The organism is Pimelobacter sp. 30-1, from assembly GCF_018831735.1.
In the GTDB taxonomy this organism is placed as follows: Bacteria; Actinomycetota; Actinomycetes; order Propionibacteriales; family Nocardioidaceae; genus Nocardioides.
Map to the genome: position 1 here is coordinate 350,883 of NZ_NHTS01000001.1, position 16,389 is coordinate 367,271.

Genomic DNA, 16,389 nt, shown 5'->3' on the forward strand with positions numbered 1-16,389 from the left:
GGCCGGTGCAGACGGCGCAGGTGGCTGCTCGCTGGTTCGTCCTCCGGCTCGACGACGCGCCGACGACGCGCGAGGACCGGGTCCGGTGGCGCGTCGGGTGGGTCGTCGCCTACGTGGTCTCGCTGGGCTTCTGGGACCTCGGGGTCAAGCAGCGCGCGCTCATCGAGGTACTCCGCCGCGACGACGACACGGTCGTCGCGACCTTCCCCGAGACCGGCGAGCGCCTGATCTCCGAGCGGCTGCTGGAGCTGCGCACCGCCCTGCTCGGCCTGGACGCCGCGACGTTCTGCCAGCGCTACGCCATCCCCGCGAGCGCCGTCGTGGGCCCCGGCGAGGACGTCGTGGAGGACGAGCTCGTCCGCTGACGGCCTGTGATGCTCAGCACCCGGGACGGGGGTGACAGCCACCCCGCGATGCTGCTTAGGTAAGGCTTACCTGATCTCGGACTAGGAGAGCCTGTCGTGCCCCAGCTCCCGTTGCACCACGTCTTCCACCCCGCTCACGCCGACCACTACGCGTCCTCCCTCGGCGAGGGTCTCGACCACCTGCTGCGCCACCTCAAGGGGGTGGCCGGACCGGCCACCGGCGCGACGCCGGCCGATGCGGCCGCGCGGGTCGCGGCGGTCGATCTCGACCGGCCGCTGGCCGATACCGGCCAGGTCCTCGACGAGATGTCGCGGCTGTGGCTGGACGACGCGGTGTGGTTCCACGAGCCGTCGTACGCCGCGCACCTCAACTGCCCGGTCGTCGTGCCGGCGCTGCTGGCCGAGCTGTTCGTGGCGTCGGTCAACAGCTCGATGGACACCTTCGACCAGAGCGTCGGGGGGACCTTCATCGAGCGGCGGCTGGTCGAGTGGGCCGCCGAGCGCATCGGGTACGGCGAGGGGAGCGACCCCGACGGGGTGTTCACCAGCGGCGGCAGCCAGTCGAACCTCCAGGGCCTGCTGCTGGCGCGCGGGCGGCACGAGCGGGTCCCGGCCGAGCGGCTGCGGATCCTGGCGTCGGCCGAGAGCCACTTCTCGGTGCAGAAGTCGGCGCGGCTGCTCGGGCTCGGTGACGAGTCGGTGGTGAGCGTGCCGACCGACGAGCGGCACCGGCTCGACCCGGTGGCGCTGGAGCGCTCGCTCGTGGCGTGCACCGCGCTGGGCCTGCGGCCGATGGCCATCGTCGCCACCGCCGGTACGACGGACTTCGGCGCGATCGACCCGCTCGAGCCCATCGCCGACCTCGCCCTCGCGTACGACGCGTGGCTCCACGTCGACGCCGCCTACGGTGGCGGCCTGCTGGTCTCGCCGACGCGACGCGAGCGGCTCCAGGGCATCGAGCGCGCCGACTCGGTGACCATCGACTTCCACAAGACGTTCTTCCAGCCGGTCTCGTCGAGCGCGATCATCGTGCGCGACCGGGCGACGCTGCGCCCGGCGACCTGGCACGCCGACTACCTCAACCCGCGCGAGGCGACCAACCCCAACCAGGTCGACAAGAGCCTGCAGACCACGCGCCGCTTCGACGCGCTCAAGCTCTGGGTGACGCTGCGGACGATGGGTCCCGACCTCGTCGGCGCGTACGTCGACGCGGTCATCGACCTCGCCACCGCGGTCCACGACGCCCACCGCGACGCGGACGACCTGGAGTTCGCGGCCGCGCCCGAGCTGAGCACCCTGGTCTTTCGCTACGTCCCGCGCGGTGCCGCGCTCGACGACCAGCGCAGCGCGGCGCTCAACAACGCGATCCGCGAGGAGCTCTACGCCTCGGGCCGGGCGATGGTCGCGGCCACGAAGGTCGACGGCATCCAGCACCTCAAGCTGACGCTGCTCAACCCGATGGCGACGGTCGAGGACATCACGGGGATCCTCGACCTCGTCCGCGCGACCGGCGCCCGGCTCGCGCCCCAGCCGGTGCTGGAGGCGGCGCGGTGATCACGCACGACTTCGTCGGCATCGGCCTGGGCCCGTTCAACCTCGGCCTGGCCTGCCTCGCCGACCCGCTGCGCGGCAGCGACGACCTCGACGGCGTCTTCCTGGAGGCCCGGGACCGCTTCGACTGGCACCCCGGGATGCTGCTGGACGACGCGACGCTCCAGGTCCCGTTCCTCGCCGACCTCGTCACGATGGCCGACCCGACCTCGCGCTGGTCGTTCCTCAGCTACCTCAAGGAGACCGGCAACCTCTACCCGTTCTACATCCGGGAGAGCTTCTACCCCCTCCGCCGCGAGTACGACGACTACTGCCGCTGGGCGGCCGACCGCCTCGACGGCGTCCGGTACGGCGAGCAGGTCACCGCCGTCGAGCACGACGGGTCGGCGTACGTCGTGCGCAGCGGGACGGGCAACGCCTTCCGCACCCGGCGGCTGGTCCTCGGCATCGGTACGTCGCCGCGCGTACCCGAGCCGCTGCGCCCCCTGCTGCGCCACGGCAGCACGGTCACCCACTCGGCCGACTACCTGGCCCACAAGGCCGCGCTGCAGCAGCAGGACACCATCACGATCGTCGGCAGCGGCCAGAGCGCCGCGGAGATCTACAGCGACCTGCTGGCCGAGGCGCCCGAGCACGGATACGAGCTGGTCTGGCTGACGCGCAGCCCGCGGTTCTTCCCGATGGAGTACACCAAGCTCACCCTCGAGATGACCTCGCCCGAGTACGGCGAGTACCACCGCGCGCTGCCCCTGGAGACCCGCGACCGGCTGGCGCGCGAGCAGCGCCACCTGTTCAAGGGGATCAGCGGCGACCTGGTCGACGCGATCTTCGACCAGCACTACCAGCAGCGGGTCACCGGTGTCGGCCCGCGCACGACGCTGCTCACCAACACCGAGGTCACCGGTGTCCGGCCGCTGTCCGGGCGCGGCGGGAGCGAGCTCGACCTGCTCCACACCGAGACCGGCGAGAGGTTCGGCCTGCGCACGGGCGGCCTGGTGCTGGCGACCGGATACGCCCCCACGCAGCCGGCCTTCCTCGACGGCGTCCGCGACCGGATCCGGTACGACGAGCGCGGTCGCTACGACGTCGCCGGCGACTACTCGGTCGACGTCCGCGGCGGCGAGATCTTCGTCCAGAACGCCGAGGAGCACACCCACTCGCTGCTCGCGCCCGACCTCGGGATGGGCGCCTACCGCAACTCGGTGATCCTCGCCGCGATGCTCGGCCGCGAGGTCTACCCGGTCGAGAAGCGGATCGCCGTGCAGACGTTCGGCGTCCCCGACCACCTGCGGAGCGTGTCGTGATCACGATCGAGCCGGTCGACGTCGAGCGCGACCTCGACCTGCTCCACGCGTGGGTCACCCACCCCCGCTCGGTCTACTGGATGATGCAGGGCGCGAGCCGCGACGACGTCCGCGAGGAGTACGACGGCATCGCGGCCAATGCCCACCACCACGCCTGGCTGGGCCGGGTCGACGGGCGCCCGGCGTTCCTCGCCGAGACCTACGACCCGGCCTTCTCGCCCCTGGCCGGGCTGCCCGAGATCGCTGACGGGGACCTGGGCATGCACGTCCTCGTCGCACCCCCCGTCGGGCAGCCCGAGCCAGGCTTCACCACGCGGGTGTTCACCGCCGTGGTGGCGCACTGCTTCGCCGATCCGGCCGTGCGCCGGGTCGTGGTCGAGCCCGACGTGCGCAACGACGCCATCCGCGCCAAGAACGTCGCGGCCGGTTTCGTCGAGCTGCGCGAGGTCGCGCTGGAGGCCAAGACCAGCATGCTCTCGGCCTGCACCCGCGAGGCGTTCGCCGCCGCGACCGGGGCGGACCACCTGACGCCCGAGCTGATGGACCGCGCGCAACGGCACCTGGTGGCCAAGGCGCTGGGGGAGTTCGCGCACGAGCGGCTGGTCGTGCCGACGCCGGTGCCGGGCGAGGACCGCTGGCGGGTGGTGGCCGGCCCGTCGTCGTACACCTTCGCGGCGCGGCGGCACCTGCTCGACCACTGGGTCGTCGACGCTGCCTCGATCGAGCGGCACCGCGACGGCGCGGTCGCCGCCCCGGACGCCCAGGAGCTCGTCGCCGAGCTGGCGCCCGCGCTGGGGATCCCGGACCAGCTGTTGCCGACCTATCTCGAGGAGCTCGCCGCCACGCTGGCCGCGGGCACCTGGAAGCTGCGCCACCGGCGGGTGCCGGTCGCGCGGTTGGTCGACGCCGGCTACCAGGAGCTGGAGTCGGCGATGACCGAGGGACATCCGGCGTTCGTCGCCAACAACGGGCGGATCGGGTTCTCCCTCGACGACTACCGCGCCTACGCGCCCGAGACCGGGCAGCCCGTGCGGCTGCACTGGCTCGCCGCCCGGCGCGCGCTGGCGCCGCTCTCGCTCGCGGCCGACGGCACCGAGGCCGCCCTGTACGATGGCGAGCTGGCGCCGTCCGTCCGCGACCGCTTCGCGCAGCGGCTGCGCGGGCTCGGCCTGGACCCGGCCGACTACCGCTACCTGCCCGTGCACCCCTGGCAGTGGCAGCACAAGCTGGCGATCACGTTCGCGCCCGATGTAGCCCGGCGCGACCTCGTCCACCTCGGCGAGGGCGAGGACGACCACCACCCGCAGCAGTCGATCCGCACGTTCTTCAACGGCAGCCGGCCCGAGCGGCACTACGTGAAGACCGCGCTCGCGATCCAGAACATGGGCTTCGTGCGGGGGCTCTCGCCCGCCTACATGGCGGCGACGCCGGCGATCAACGACTGGGTCGCCTCGGTCGTGCACGCCGACGACGAGCTGCGCGGGTGCGGCTTCGAGGTGCTGCGCGAGCTGGCGGCGATCGGCTACACAGGCGATGCCTTCCACCGCACGGCCGGGCCGTCGCCGTACCGGAAGATGATCGCGGCGCTGTGGCGCGAGAGCCCGGTCCCGCGCACGCCCGCGGGGGAGCAGCTCACCACCATGGCCGCGCTGCTGCACCGCGACGCCGACGGCGACGCCCTGGTGACGGCGTGGATCAAGGCCTCGCCCGTGGACGCGGCGACGTGGGTGCGCGCCTACCTGCGGGCCTACCTGCGCCCGTTGGTGCACTGCCTGCACGCCTACGACCTGGCGTTCATGCCGCACGGCGAGAACCTCCTGCTGCGGCTGCGCGACCACGTCCCGGTCGGCGCGTTCATGAAGGACATCGGCGAGGAGGTCGCCGTGATGGGCGACCTGCCGCTGCCCGCCGAGGTCGAGCGGATCCGCGGCTCCTTCCCCGACGACGTCAAGGCGCTCGCCGTGCACACCGACGTCTTCGACGGCGTGCTGCGCTTCGTCGCCGCGATCCTGGACGACGACGGGATGCTCCCCGAGACGGAGTTCTGGGCGATCGCCCGGGCCACGATCGAGGAGCACGCCGCGGACCACCCCGAGCTGGCCGAGGCGGCGGCACGCTACGACCTGCTCCGGCCGGAGTTCCGGCACAGCTGCCTCAACCGGCTCCAGCTGCGCAACACTCTTCAGATGGTCGACCTCACGGATCAGGCGGAGTCGTTGATCTTCGCCGGCACGCTCGCCAACCCGGTCGCGGTCGCGCCATGACGATCACGCGCGACGAGCACGGGATCCCCCACGTGGTGGGCGATTCCGTGCTCGCAGTAGCCCGGGCCCAGGGTCGGGCGACCGCAGAGGACCGGGCCTGGCAGCTCGACGTCGAGCGCCGCCGCGGCGAGGGGACGTGTGCCGAGGTGTTCGGCGCGGCCGCGCTCGAGTGGGACGTCCTGGCCCGCCGGGCGCTGCTGCCCGACATCGCCCGGCGCGCGTACGCCGCGCTGTCGGCCGAGAGCCGCGCGTTCGTCGACGCCTACGTCGAGGGCGTCAACGAGGTCCTGGAGCGGCGCTGGCACCCGTGGACGCCGCTCGCGGTCTTCGCCGCGCAGCACCTGCTGTTCTCGGGCTTCCCGAGCAAGCTCTGGCGCCGTCACCTCGCCGCGACCGCCGGGCCCGAGTGGGTCGAGCTGTTCCGCGCCGAGGGCCTGCCCGGCGGCAGCAACGCCTTCGTCGTCGACGGCACGCTCACCGCGAGCGGGCTGCCGATCCTCGCCGGCGACCCGCACCGGGTGATCGAGGCGCCCGGCTGCTACGCCCAGGTGCGGCTCGTCTGCACCGACCCCGACGACTCCTTCGACGTCCGCGGGCTGACGTTCGCCGGCGTCCCCGGCGTCCAGCACTTCGCCCACGCGGGCGCGGTCGCCTGGGGCATCACCAACGCCGTCGCCGACGACGAGGACATCGCCGTCGAGGAGCTGGAGCGCCGCAACGGCACGGTGATCGCGCGCGGTCCCGCCGGGTGGGAGCCGGTCGGTCGCCGGGTCGAGCAGGTCCGGGTGCGCACCGGCGAGAGCACCTACGACGTCCACGAGGTCGAGGTGCTCGTCACCGAGCGCGGACCTGTCGTCATCGGTGGCCCCGGCGAGGCCGAGACGTTCAGCCTGCGCACGCCGGCGTACGTGCTGGGCGACCTGGGCCTCGACGCGATCCTGCCGCTGCTGCGGGCGCGGACCGCGGCCGACGTGACCGGTGCCTTCACCGGCCACTGGGTCGGCCCGGTCGACAACCTGCTCGTCGCCGACGTGCACGGCGCGGTCGAGCACCGTGTCGCGGGCCGGATCCCCGAGCGCGCGCCCGACGGCCGCTGGACCGGCTGGGTCACCGACCTGCCACGGCGGACCGGCCCGCTGCTGGTGACCGCCAACGACCGCGCCACGCCGGACTTCGCCCGGGTCGGCAGCGACTTCGCCCCACCGCACCGGGCCTCCCGCATCCGCGCGCTCCTGCGCGAGCGCCTCTCCGCCGGCCCGATCGACGTCGAGGGCGCCGCCGCGGTGCTCGCCGACGTCCGGCAGAACGCCGGTGCGGCGCTGCTCGACACCGTCGCCACGCTCGTCGACCTCACCGGCCCCGCGGCCGCGCTGCGCGACCGGCTGCTCGCCTGGGACCGGACGATGGCCACCGACAGCGTCGACGCTGCCCTCTTCGCCGCGGTGCGTGCCGCCGTCGTCGAAGGCCTGCACGACGCGCCCCTGCTGCGCGGTGTCGACGGCTCCCCCTACGGCGACCTGTTCGCGCCGTGGTTCGACCTGCGCGGCCGGCTCCGCCTGTGCCTGCCGGCGATCCTGGCCACGGACAAGCCGTTCGGCATCGACGTCCTCCAGGTCGTCGCGGTCGCTCTCGACCAGGTCGCCACGCGGCCCGAACCCCCGACGGCATGGGGCATCGAGCACGTCATCGTGCCGCTCACACCCCACCAGCAGTTCGGCCTCCCCGCGCCCGAGCCGATCCCCTCGGTCGCCGTCCCCGGTGACGACGACTGCGTCTTCGCCGCCCGCGCCCTCGGCGGCACCGGTGCGTGCGTGCACGGGCCCGTCGCCCGCTACGTCTGGGACCTGGCCGGCGAGAGCCGCTGGGTGGTGCCGCTCGGCGCCTCCGGCGACCCCGCGTCGCCGTACCACCACGACCAGCAGGCGGTCTGGGCCGCCGGCGGCACCGTCCCGATCAAGGAGCCCCTGTGACCGTCACGATCCGCCCCGTCGTACCGGCCGAGGACGCGGCGCTGCTGCACGCCTGGGTGAGCGCACCACGGGCCGCGTTCTGGGGCATGGCCGACCACGCGGTCGAGGCCGTGGCGCACGTCTACACCTACATCGCCGAGCAGCCGCACCTCGCGGCGTACCTGCTCGTGCTCGACGACCACCCCGTCGGCCTGCTCCAGACCTATGACCCGGCGGTCGACGAGATCGGCGAGTGGTACGAGCGCCGCCCCGGCGACGTCGGCGTCCACCTGCTCCTGGCCGACGACCACCACCGGGCCGGCCGCACGCCCGAGGTGCTCGCGGCCGGCATGGACTTCGTCGCGCACCTGCCCGGCTGCCGCCGGATCGTCTTCGAGCCCGACGCCCGCAACATCGCCTCCGTCGGGCTCATGGAGCGGCTCGGCGCGGAGCGGGGGCCGCTGGTGGACCTGCGGACGAGCATCTCGGAGAAGCCCGCGCAGTTCTTCTTCCTCGACCGGGAGCGGGCGCTCGACCTCGCCCGGGGTCTGGTCCACGAAGTGTGAGGGTTGCTGGTCCGAGATCCCGATCTCGGACCAGCAACCCACGCACTTCGGCGGGGGTGAAGGGTGGGGTGTGCCCCTAGGCCGAACGGCCGAGGGCCTCCACCAGAGCGTGGACCAACGGCCGATGGGCCGCACCTGCCGGCGTTCCTAACGTCATCGGCATGAGCTTCGAGGAGATCACGCCCCGTCCGCCGGCCGCCCTGTGGGCCCGCGGCATCGTTCGTTCGTACGGCGACCAGCAGGTGCTGCGCGGCGTCGACTTCGCCGCCGCGTCGGGGGAGTCGGTCGCGTTGACCGGTCCGTCCGGGTCGGGCAAGACGACGCTGCTGCACGTCCTGTCCGGGATCGCGGTGCCGGACGCGGGGGAGGTCGTCCTCGCCGCTGCGGGCAGTGCCCCGGTCGCGGTCGCCAAGGCGGGCGCGGAGGAGCGGGCCCGGCTGCGGCGGGGCACGTTCGGGATGGTGTTCCAGTCCGGGCAGCTGCTCGCCGAGCTGACCGCGGTCGAGAACGTCGCGCTGCCGCTGCTCCTCGAGGGGCGTCCTGCCCGCGAGGCGCAGGCCGCGGCGGCTGCGATGTTCGCGCCGCTCGGTCTCGACGGCCTGCAGGAGCGGCGGCCTGGTGAGCTCTCCGGCGGCCAGCAGCAGCGGGTGGCCATCGCTCGCGCGCTGGTGCCGCGGCCGACCGTGCTGTTCGCGGACGAGCCGACCGGGGCGCTGGACCGTCGTACGGGGGAGCAGGTGATGGGGCTGCTGCTCGACGCGCAGCGTGCCACCGGCGTCACGCTCGTCGTGGTCACGCACGACCCCGAGATCGCCGCGCGCTGCGACCGCGTCGTGACGCTCCGCGACGGAGCGGTCCGATGAGCCCCGCGCTGGACCTCAGCCGCCGGCTGCTGCTCGGCGGCGGCCGCCGGGACCGGCAGACGCTGGCCCTGTCGGTGCTCGCCGTCGCCCTGGCGCTGACCGTCGTCGCGCTGACGCTGGGCGCGATCCAGGGGCTGTCCGAGCGCGACCACCGTGCCGACTGGACCCGGCCCGCGGCCGCCGCCGCGGACTCCGCGACCGCGGTGCAGTCCCTCAGCACCACGTACGTCGACGGCCGCCCGGTCCAGGTGGTCCGGCTCGCGGCCCTGCCCGGTGCGGACGCCGCGGACCTGCCGGTGCCGCCGGGCATGCGGGCATTCCCCGCGCCGGGACAGGCCGCGTGGTCGCCGGCGCTCCGGGCGCTGCTCGCCGACCGTCCGGCCCAGGCCGCGGCCCTCGGTGGAAAGGACGCCGGGGCCGTCACGCTGGGCGACGACGCCGTCGCCGGACCGGACCAGCTCGTCGCCGTCGTCGGCGTCCCGGTGCGCACGCTGCGCGACACCCCCATCTGGCAGGACCCCGTCGCCCACGGCACGCTCGTCGCGCCGACCCGGATCGACGGGTTCGCGGGGACGGCGTCCGGTGAGGAGTCCGAGGGCACCCAGTACGTCGCCCTCGGCTGGATCGCGGCCGTCCTGCTCGTGGTGCCCGTGCTCACGCTGGGCGGTGCCGCCGTACGCCTCGGCGCCCGGCGCCGCTCGGAGCGCTTCGCCGCCCTGCGCCTGGCCGGCGCCCCGGCGGGTCTGCTGCGACGCTGCCTCGCCCTGGAGGTCGGGCTCGTCGTCGTCACCGGTGCCGCCGCGGCCTGGCTCGTCACGTTCGCGCTGACCCCGCTCGTGGCCCGGGTGAGTGTCGGCGGGGGCCGGTTCCGCACCGGCGACCTGCGGCTCGACGCGATCGCCTGGCTGGGCCTCGTCGCCGGCGCCGGTCTGCTGCTGACCGCCAGCGCCGCCCCGACGCTGCGCGCCGCGCTGCGCAACCCGCTCGCCGTCGTCCAGGCCCACACGCCGCGCAGCCCCGGCTGGTGGCGGGTCGCCGTCGCCGCGCTGGTGGTCGTCGTCTTCAGCCAGGTCGCCCGCAGCGACGGTGCGAGCCTGGTGCTGGTCATGATCGTGTTCGCCGGCCTGTTCGGCGTCCTCAACGTGATCGGTCCGCTCGTCGTGACGCTGCTCGGCCGGATCATGCTGGTCCTCGCCCGCGGTCGCGGACCGGGCCTGCTGCTCGCCGCCCGCCGGGTGCTCGACGACCCCCGTGCGGTCTGGCGGGTGGTGTCCGGTGTGGTGCTGGCCGCCTTCGTCGCGGGCTTCCTGGCTCTGTTCCAGGTCGCCGGTGCGGGCGACCTCGGGACCGGAACGGCCCGTACCTACGAGGTCGTCGTCCCGGCGGACGGCGCCCGGGCCGCTGCCGATCGTGCCGAGGACGCCCTCCGTACCGCCGGTCTCGACCTGCCCGTCCGGGTCGGGGACCCCGACGTCCTGTGGGCGGTCTCGGCCGCCGGGACCGAGACGACCACCCTCCAGGTGCGGCTGCCCACGGCGCCCGCCGCGGCCGACCAGGCCCGGGGCGCGCTGGCCGCCGCGTTCCCGGGGGCTCCCGCCGCGAGCGGCGCGGACGTCGCCAGCCGGGACGCGCAGTTCCCCGAGGACTTCGCCGTGGCCGCCCTCGTCGTGCTGCTCACCTCGTTCCTCGTCGCCGCGTCGGCCACCGCGATCACGGTCGCCGCCACCACGCTCGACCGGCGCGAGACCTACCGCCGGCTCTGGCACGCCGGCGTCCCGGTCACCGTCCTCGACCGGGCCCGGACCCTGGAGAGCCTGGTCCCCGTCGTGGTGGGCACCGCCCTCGCGACCGGCGCCGGCATCTTCGCCGCCGCACCGCTCACCCTCCAGGGCGGCGGGGTCTCCGCCTCCGGCGTCGGGATGCTCGCCCTCACCGCCGCGATCGGCCTGGCCGGCGTCCTGCTGGCCGTGCGCTGCAGCCGTCCGCTGCTGCTCGCCGTCGCCCGTTCCTGAACCCCCAAGAAGCAAGAAACCCAACCAGAGAAGGAAGAACCATGCGCATCATGCCCATCATCGCCAGCCTCGCCGTCCCGGTCGTCCTCGTCGGAGGTGTCGCCGTCGCCGAGCAGGCCAGTGCCCGCTCCCTGACCAACGACCTCACCGAGCGCGTCGAGAAGGCGCTGCCCGGCGCCGACGTCACCCACGTCAACCTGCGCGGCCGGCCGTACGTCGTCTCGCGCAACAACGACGAGGTCTCCACGGCGTACGTCGACATCGACACCGCCGAGCAGGGCGCGTCCGCCCAGCTGCTCGTGCAGAACCTCGACCTGAACAAGGACCGGGCGGGCCGGGTCCGGGTGTTCCTCACCCTGCCCTACCCGGGGGCGGGCAAGCCGATCGAGAACCCCGACGGCTCCTACAGCTCGCGGGCGACGGTCGACGGCAAGGAGCTGGCGTTCCACGCCCGCTTCTCCGGCGGCAAGGTCACCGTCACGACCCAGGGCGGCCCCGACCTCGGCACGGTCACCGCGCCGTCCCTGCCGGGCCAGAGCCTCGTCGGCGAGGCCACGGCCGTGCCCAAGGGCGTCCTCGTCGAGCTGATCAGCCGCGACGTCCGGATGGCCGGCTGAGCCGCCCCGGCTCAGTAGGGTGACGGACATGACGAGGCTGCGCCGGCTGGTGGTGGTTCCGCTGCCGCTGGTGCTGCTCCTCGACCTCGTCGCGTGGGCGGACCCCTTGGTGTTGCTCGCGATGGTGCTCGGCACGGCGTTCCACGTCGATGCCGAGCTCACCATCGGCGCCTGGGTCGGCCGTCCGCAGCGCCGCCCCCTCGCCCGCGGCTGGTACGCCGCCGGGCTGGTCCTCGCCGCCGCCCTCGGCACCGTGCTCGCCCTCGACGGCATGTGGAGCGCCACGCTCACCTGGGGCCTGGTCCTCCTGACCGGCGTCGGTGCTTGGCGCCAGCGCGGCCCGGCCGACCGGCTGCTGGTGGGGCTGACCGTCCTCCTCGCGGTCGGGCAGCCCGTGGGCCTCTGGTACGAGGGCATCGGCCCGCTGCTCATGCTCGCGAGCCTCACCGCCTGCACCGTCAGCCTCGCCATCGGCGCCCTGGTGCGCACCCAGGAAGAAGGGGTCGCCGCCGCCGCGGAGCTGATGCGGACCCAGGAGCGGGCCCGGATGGCCGCCGACCTGCACGACCTCGTCGCGCACGAGGTGACCGGCATCGTGGTGCTCGCCCAGGCTGCGGGCGCGGTCTCGTCCGATCCCCGGTCCGCCGAGGCCCTGGCCCGGATCGAGCGCTCCGCGCACGAGGCGCTCAGCGAGATCCGGGCACTGGTCGCCCAGTCCGGCGAGGCACCCGCCTCGGCCCCCGGCGCCGGTCTGGCCGCGCTGCACGACGTGGCCGAGCGGTTCGCGACGACCACCGACGCCCGGGTCGACGTCGAGATCGACCTGCCCGGCTCCGCCGAGGCGCCCGGAGCCGCCGGTGCGGTGCTGCAGCGGGCCCTGACCGAGAGCCTGACCAACGTGCACCGGCACGCCCGGCCGACCGTCGTCCTGGTCCGGCTCGACCGGACCATGGACCCCGAGGGGATCCGTCTGCTGGTGCGCAACGACGGTGTCGCCGCCGGCGGGGTCGGCGCCGGCAACGGCTCCGGCCTGGCCCGGGTCCGGCACCGCGCCGAGCTGCTCGGCGGCTCGCTGCGCGCCGGAGCAGCGCCCGGTGGCGCCTGGGAGACCGAGCTCATCCTGCCCCGGGAGGGCCCATGACGATCACGGTGGTGCTGGCCGACGACCAGGAGATGGTCCGGACCGGGTTCGCGATGATCCTCGGCGCCCAGGACGACATCGAGGTCGTCGCCGAGTGCGGCGACGGCGTCGCCGCGGTCGAGGCGATCCGGCGGCTGCGGCCCGACGTCGCGCTGCTCGACATCCGGATGCCGCGGCTCAGCGGGCTCGACGTCGCCGCCCAGGTCGGTGCGCTGACCAACGTCGTGGTGGTGACCACCTTCGGCCACGACGAGTACGTCGACCAGGCGCTCGCCGCAGGCGCCTACGGCTTCCTGCTCAAGGACTCCGGCCCCGCCCTCCTGGTCGCCGCCGTGCGCGCCGCCGCGGCCGGTGACGCGCTGATCAGCCCCGAGCTCACGGTCCCCCTGCTGGAGCGCACCCGCGGGCAGGCGCACCGGACCGGGCGGCCGCTGCCCGACCTGAGCGCCCGCGAGCTGGACGTCGTACGGCTGGTGGCGCGGGGGCGCACCAACGCCGAGATCTGCGCCGAGCTCCACATCGCGCTCGGCACCGTGAAGGCCCACCTGACGAGCATCCAGCAGCGCCTCGACGCCCGGAACCGGGTCGAGGTCGCGGCGCGGGCGTGGGAGTCCGGCCTGATGGACGCGTGAGCCCGTGAGCAGGAGTTGACCTGACGACATCCGCGGGCGCCGCAGGGCGAAACGGAGCCGCCTCAGGCTGAGGGCGACCAGTCGCTCGACCGCAGGAGTCCCGATGACGATCACCAGCCCACGTACCGATCTGCTCGCCCCGGCCCGCCGCCGCGGTCGGTGGATCGACGACTGGCGCCCCGAGGACCCGGCGTTCTGGGAGTCCACCGGCGCCCCGATCGCCCGGCGCAACCTGGTCTGGTCGATCTTCGCCGAGCACCTCGGCTTCTCGGTGTGGCTGATCTGGAGCGTCAGCTCGGCGTTCCTGCTGGCCCAGGGCTTCACGTTCTCGCCGCAGCAGCTGTTCTTCCTGGTCGCGATCCCCAACCTCGTGGGCGCGCTGATCCGGGTGCCCTACACGCTCGCGGTCGGCCGCTTCGGCGGGCGCAACTGGACGATGGTCAGCGCCGCGCTGCTGCTCGTGCCGACGCTGACGTTCGCGTGGTTCGTCACCCAGCCGAGCACGCCCTACTGGGTGTTCTGCGTGATCGCGGCGACCGCGGGCTTCGGCGGCGGCAACTTCGCGAGCTCGATGGCGAACATCAACTTCTTCTACCCCGCCCACCTCAAGGGCGCCGCGCTCGGCCTCAACGCGGCGGGCGGCAACCTGGGCGTCGCGATCATCCAGCTGTTCCTGCCGGTGCTCGTCGGGGGCGCCGGACTGTTCGGCCTGGTCACCGCGAGCGCGGGCGGCGTCCACCTCGAGCGCGCCGCCTGGGCGTACGCCGGCCTGGCCGTGGTCGCCGTCCTCGCCGCCTGCTTCCGGATGGACAACCTGGCCAACGCCCGCACCGACGTCCGCCAGCAGATCGGCGTCGTCCGGCACCGCCACACCTGGGTCCTGGCGCTGCTCTACATCGGCACGTTCGGCTCGTTCATCGGCTACTCCGCCGCGATGCCGCTGCTCATCAAGCTCAACTTCTGGCACCAGGCCGGCCCGGGCGCACCGGGGACCGGCATCAACTTCGCCTACTACGCCTTCCTCGGCGCGCTCGTCGGCTCGGTCACCCGGCCGTTCGGCGGCTACCTCGCCGACCGCTTCGGCGGTGCCCGGGTCACGCTGATCGCCTTCGGCGGCCTGGTGCTGGGCACGATCGGGATCCTCGGCACGCTGAGCCTGCTCACGCCGATCCCGGCCCAGGCGGGTGAGGCCCAGGTGGCCGCGGTCGAGGCCAACGCCGACGTCTTCCCGCTGTTCCTCGGGGTCTTCCTCGTCGTCTTCGCGTGCACCGGGATCGGCAACGGCTCGACGTACAAGATGATCCCGGCGATCCACCGCTCCGACGCGGTGCGGGCCACGGCCGCGGGCAGCCCGGAGCGCGAGCTCGCCCTCCTCGACGGCACCCGTACGTCGTCCGCCGCCGTCGGGATCATCGGCGCCGTCGGCGCGATCGGCGGCTTCCTCATCCCGATCACGTTCAACAGCCCGTGGGTGAGCGAGCCGCTGGCCGCCACCAAGAGCGCCTTCGCGGTGTTCACCGCGTTCTACGCGCTGTGCGCGCTGGTCACCTGGGCGGTGTACGTGCGCCGGGGACGCACGTACACCGGGGTGTGAGCCTGGTGCGGCCCGGCCTCAGATGACGCCGAGGGCCAGCATCGCGTCGGCGACCTGGATGAAGCCCGCGATGTTGGCCCCGGCGACGTAGTTGCCGGGCACGCCGTAGGCGTCGGCGGTCTCGAGGCAGCGGGCGTGGATGCCCACCATGATCTCCTCGAGGCGCTCCTCGGTGTGGGCGAAGGTCCACGAGTCGCGCGAGGCGTTCTGCTGCATCTCCAGCGCGCTGGTCGCCACGCCGCCCGCGTTGGCGGCCTTGCCCGGGGCGAAGGCGACGCCGGCCTCGGTGAGGACCTTCACGGCCTCGGGGGTGCAGGGCATGTTGGCGCCCTCGGCGACGACGGTGCAGCCGTTGCGGACCAGGGCCAGCGCGTGGTCGCCGTCGAGCTCGTTCTGGGTGGCGCAGGGGAGCGCGATGTCGCAGGGGACGTCCCACACGGCGCCGTCGGCGACGAAGCGGGCCGACTCGCGCGCCTCGGCGTACGCCGACAGCCGCTCGCGGCGGACCTCCTTGACCTCCTTGAGGAGATCGAGGTCGAGACCCTTCTCGTCGACCACGTAGCCGCTGGAGTCGGAGCACGCGACGACGGTGGCGCCGAGCTCGATGGCCTTCTCGGCGGCGTAGATCGCGACATTGCCCGAGCCCGAGACGACGACGGTCTTGCCCTCGAACGAGCTCTTGCGGGCCTTGAGGATCTCGTTGGCGAAGTAGACCGTGCCGTAGCCGGTCGCCTCGGTGCGGACGAGCGAGCCGCCCCAGCCGATGCCCTTGCCGGTGAGCACGCCCGACTCGTAGCGGTTGGTGATCCGCTTGTACTGGCCGAAGAGGTAGCCGATCTCGCGGCCGCCGACGCCGATGTCACCCGCGGGGACGTCGGTGTACTCGCCGATGTGGCGGTAGAGCTCGGTCATGAACGACTGGCAGAAGCGCATGATCTCGGCGTCGCTGCGGCCCTTGGGGTCGAAGTCCGAGCCGCCCTTGCCGCCGCCGATGGGCATGCCGGTGAGCGCGTTCTTGAAGATCTGCTCGAAGCCGAGGAACTTCACGATGCCGAGGTAGACCGACGGGTGGAACCGCAGGCCGCCCTTGTACGGCCCGAGCGCCGAGTTGAACTCGACCCGGAAGCCGCGGTTGAGCTGCACCTGGCCGGCGTCGTCGACCCACGGGACCCGGAAGATGATCTGGCGCTCCGGCTCGCAGATGCGGCGGATGATCGCGGCGTCGGTGTACTCCGGGTGCCGGCGGACGACGGGATCCATGCTGTCGAGCAGCTCACGCGTGGCCTGGTGGAACTCGGTCTCGCCGGGGTTGCGGGCCAGGATCTCGTCGAAGATCGGCTGCAAGGTGGGGTTCAGGGCGGTCACGAGCACTCCTTCAGACGCGGCCACGGGGGGTTGGTGGCGGTTCTCCGAGAAGGGACAGGTTCTCATCGCCGGCGGAGGCCGCCGACGCCGGGTCGTCCCGTGAGACCGTGAGGAGACGTTGACGCGGGGGTGCACCCAGCGCTCGCGGTCCCGAAATCGGGGCGCC

General features: G+C 73.7%; 13 protein-coding genes. 12 read left to right on the plus strand and 1 reads right to left on the minus strand.

Features of this window, described 5'->3' with window-relative positions; genetic code table 11:
- Window positions 1-5 precede the first annotated feature (5 nt).
- The 12 genes from CCO04_RS01655 to CCO04_RS01710 all read left to right on the plus strand — a co-directional run bounded on the left by CCO04_RS01655 (window position 6) and on the right by CCO04_RS01710 (window position 14,858).
- Window positions 6-365: a hypothetical protein gene (locus CCO04_RS01655; protein ID WP_215812350.1), complete on the plus strand. Its 360-nt coding sequence runs from the start codon at window positions 6-8 to the stop codon at window positions 363-365.
- Window positions 366-461: 96 nt separating this feature from the next.
- The gene (locus tag CCO04_RS01660) at window positions 462-1,919 is read left to right on the plus strand and encodes an aspartate aminotransferase family protein (protein WP_308281099.1); all 1,458 of its coding nucleotides are present in this window, start codon (window positions 462-464) and stop codon (window positions 1,917-1,919) included.
- Window positions 1,916-3,220 carry a lysine N(6)-hydroxylase/L-ornithine N(5)-oxygenase family protein gene (locus CCO04_RS01665; protein ID WP_215812351.1) on the plus strand — a complete coding sequence of 435 codons (1,305 nt, stop codon included), beginning with the start codon at window positions 1,916-1,918 and terminating at the stop codon, window positions 3,218-3,220. Before CCO04_RS01660 ends, CCO04_RS01665 begins: the two co-directional genes overlap by 4 nt.
- Complete coding sequence (locus tag CCO04_RS01670; RefSeq protein ID WP_215812352.1) at window positions 3,217-5,484, plus strand: GNAT family N-acetyltransferase; 2,268 nt, start codon at window positions 3,217-3,219, stop codon at window positions 5,482-5,484. The genes CCO04_RS01665 and CCO04_RS01670 overlap by 4 nt, the downstream gene beginning before the upstream one ends.
- The gene (locus tag CCO04_RS01675) at window positions 5,481-7,454 is read left to right on the plus strand and encodes a penicillin acylase family protein (RefSeq protein ID WP_215812353.1); all 1,974 of its coding nucleotides are present in this window, start codon (window positions 5,481-5,483) and stop codon (window positions 7,452-7,454) included. Before CCO04_RS01670 ends, CCO04_RS01675 begins: the two co-directional genes overlap by 4 nt.
- Window positions 7,451-7,999: a GNAT family N-acetyltransferase gene (locus tag CCO04_RS01680; RefSeq protein WP_215812354.1), complete on the plus strand. Its 549-nt coding sequence runs from the start codon at window positions 7,451-7,453 to the stop codon at window positions 7,997-7,999. The genes CCO04_RS01675 and CCO04_RS01680 overlap by 4 nt, the downstream gene beginning before the upstream one ends.
- Window positions 8,000-8,160: 161 nt before the next feature.
- The gene (locus CCO04_RS01685) at window positions 8,161-8,862 is read left to right on the plus strand and encodes an ABC transporter ATP-binding protein (protein WP_215812355.1); all 702 of its coding nucleotides are present in this window, start codon (window positions 8,161-8,163) and stop codon (window positions 8,860-8,862) included.
- Window positions 8,859-10,874, plus strand: coding sequence for a hypothetical protein (locus CCO04_RS01690; RefSeq protein WP_215812356.1), 2,016 nt, complete (start codon window positions 8,859-8,861; stop codon window positions 10,872-10,874). Before CCO04_RS01685 ends, CCO04_RS01690 begins: the two co-directional genes overlap by 4 nt.
- A gap of 41 nt (window positions 10,875-10,915) precedes the next feature.
- A complete protein-coding gene (locus tag CCO04_RS01695) occupies window positions 10,916-11,491 on the plus strand; it encodes a hypothetical protein (protein ID WP_215812357.1) in 576 nt (191 codons plus the stop codon).
- Between the two features lie 28 nt (window positions 11,492-11,519).
- Window positions 11,520-12,632, plus strand: a complete 1,113-nt coding sequence (locus CCO04_RS01700) for a sensor histidine kinase (protein ID WP_215812358.1) — start codon at window positions 11,520-11,522, stop codon at window positions 12,630-12,632.
- Window positions 12,629-13,264, plus strand: coding sequence for a response regulator transcription factor (locus tag CCO04_RS01705; protein ID WP_215812359.1), 636 nt, complete (start codon window positions 12,629-12,631; stop codon window positions 13,262-13,264). The genes CCO04_RS01700 and CCO04_RS01705 overlap by 4 nt, the downstream gene beginning before the upstream one ends.
- 103 nt (window positions 13,265-13,367) lie before the next feature.
- The gene (locus CCO04_RS01710) at window positions 13,368-14,858 is read left to right on the plus strand and encodes an MFS transporter (protein WP_215812360.1); all 1,491 of its coding nucleotides are present in this window, start codon (window positions 13,368-13,370) and stop codon (window positions 14,856-14,858) included.
- Window positions 14,859-14,876: 18 nt separating this feature from the next.
- On the opposite strand, the gene gdhA is transcribed toward CCO04_RS01710, so the two are convergent.
- Complete coding sequence (gene gdhA, locus CCO04_RS01715) at window positions 14,877-16,214, minus strand: NADP-specific glutamate dehydrogenase (RefSeq protein WP_215812888.1); 1,338 nt, start codon at window positions 16,212-16,214, stop codon at window positions 14,877-14,879.
- Between the last annotated feature and the right edge of the window lie 175 nt (window positions 16,215-16,389).

Excerpts from the sequence above, each read along its gene's own strand:
- CCO04_RS01710 (WP_215812360.1), top strand. The coding sequence starts at position 13,368 with ATGACGATCACCAGCCCACGTACCGATCTGCTCGCCCCGGCCCGCCGC.
- CCO04_RS01695 (WP_215812357.1), top strand. The coding sequence starts at position 10,916 with ATGCGCATCATGCCCATCATCGCCAGCCTCGCCGTCCCGGTCGTCCTC.
- CCO04_RS01705 (WP_215812359.1), top strand. The coding sequence starts at position 12,629 with ATGACGATCACGGTGGTGCTGGCCGACGACCAGGAGATGGTCCGGACC.
- CCO04_RS01690 (WP_215812356.1), top strand. The coding sequence starts at position 8,859 with ATGAGCCCCGCGCTGGACCTCAGCCGCCGGCTGCTGCTCGGCGGCGGC.
- CCO04_RS01700 (WP_215812358.1), top strand. The coding sequence starts at position 11,520 with ATGACGAGGCTGCGCCGGCTGGTGGTGGTTCCGCTGCCGCTGGTGCTG.
- CCO04_RS01685 (WP_215812355.1), top strand. The coding sequence starts at position 8,161 with ATGAGCTTCGAGGAGATCACGCCCCGTCCGCCGGCCGCCCTGTGGGCC.
- CCO04_RS01675 (WP_215812353.1), top strand. The coding sequence starts at position 5,481 with ATGACGATCACGCGCGACGAGCACGGGATCCCCCACGTGGTGGGCGAT.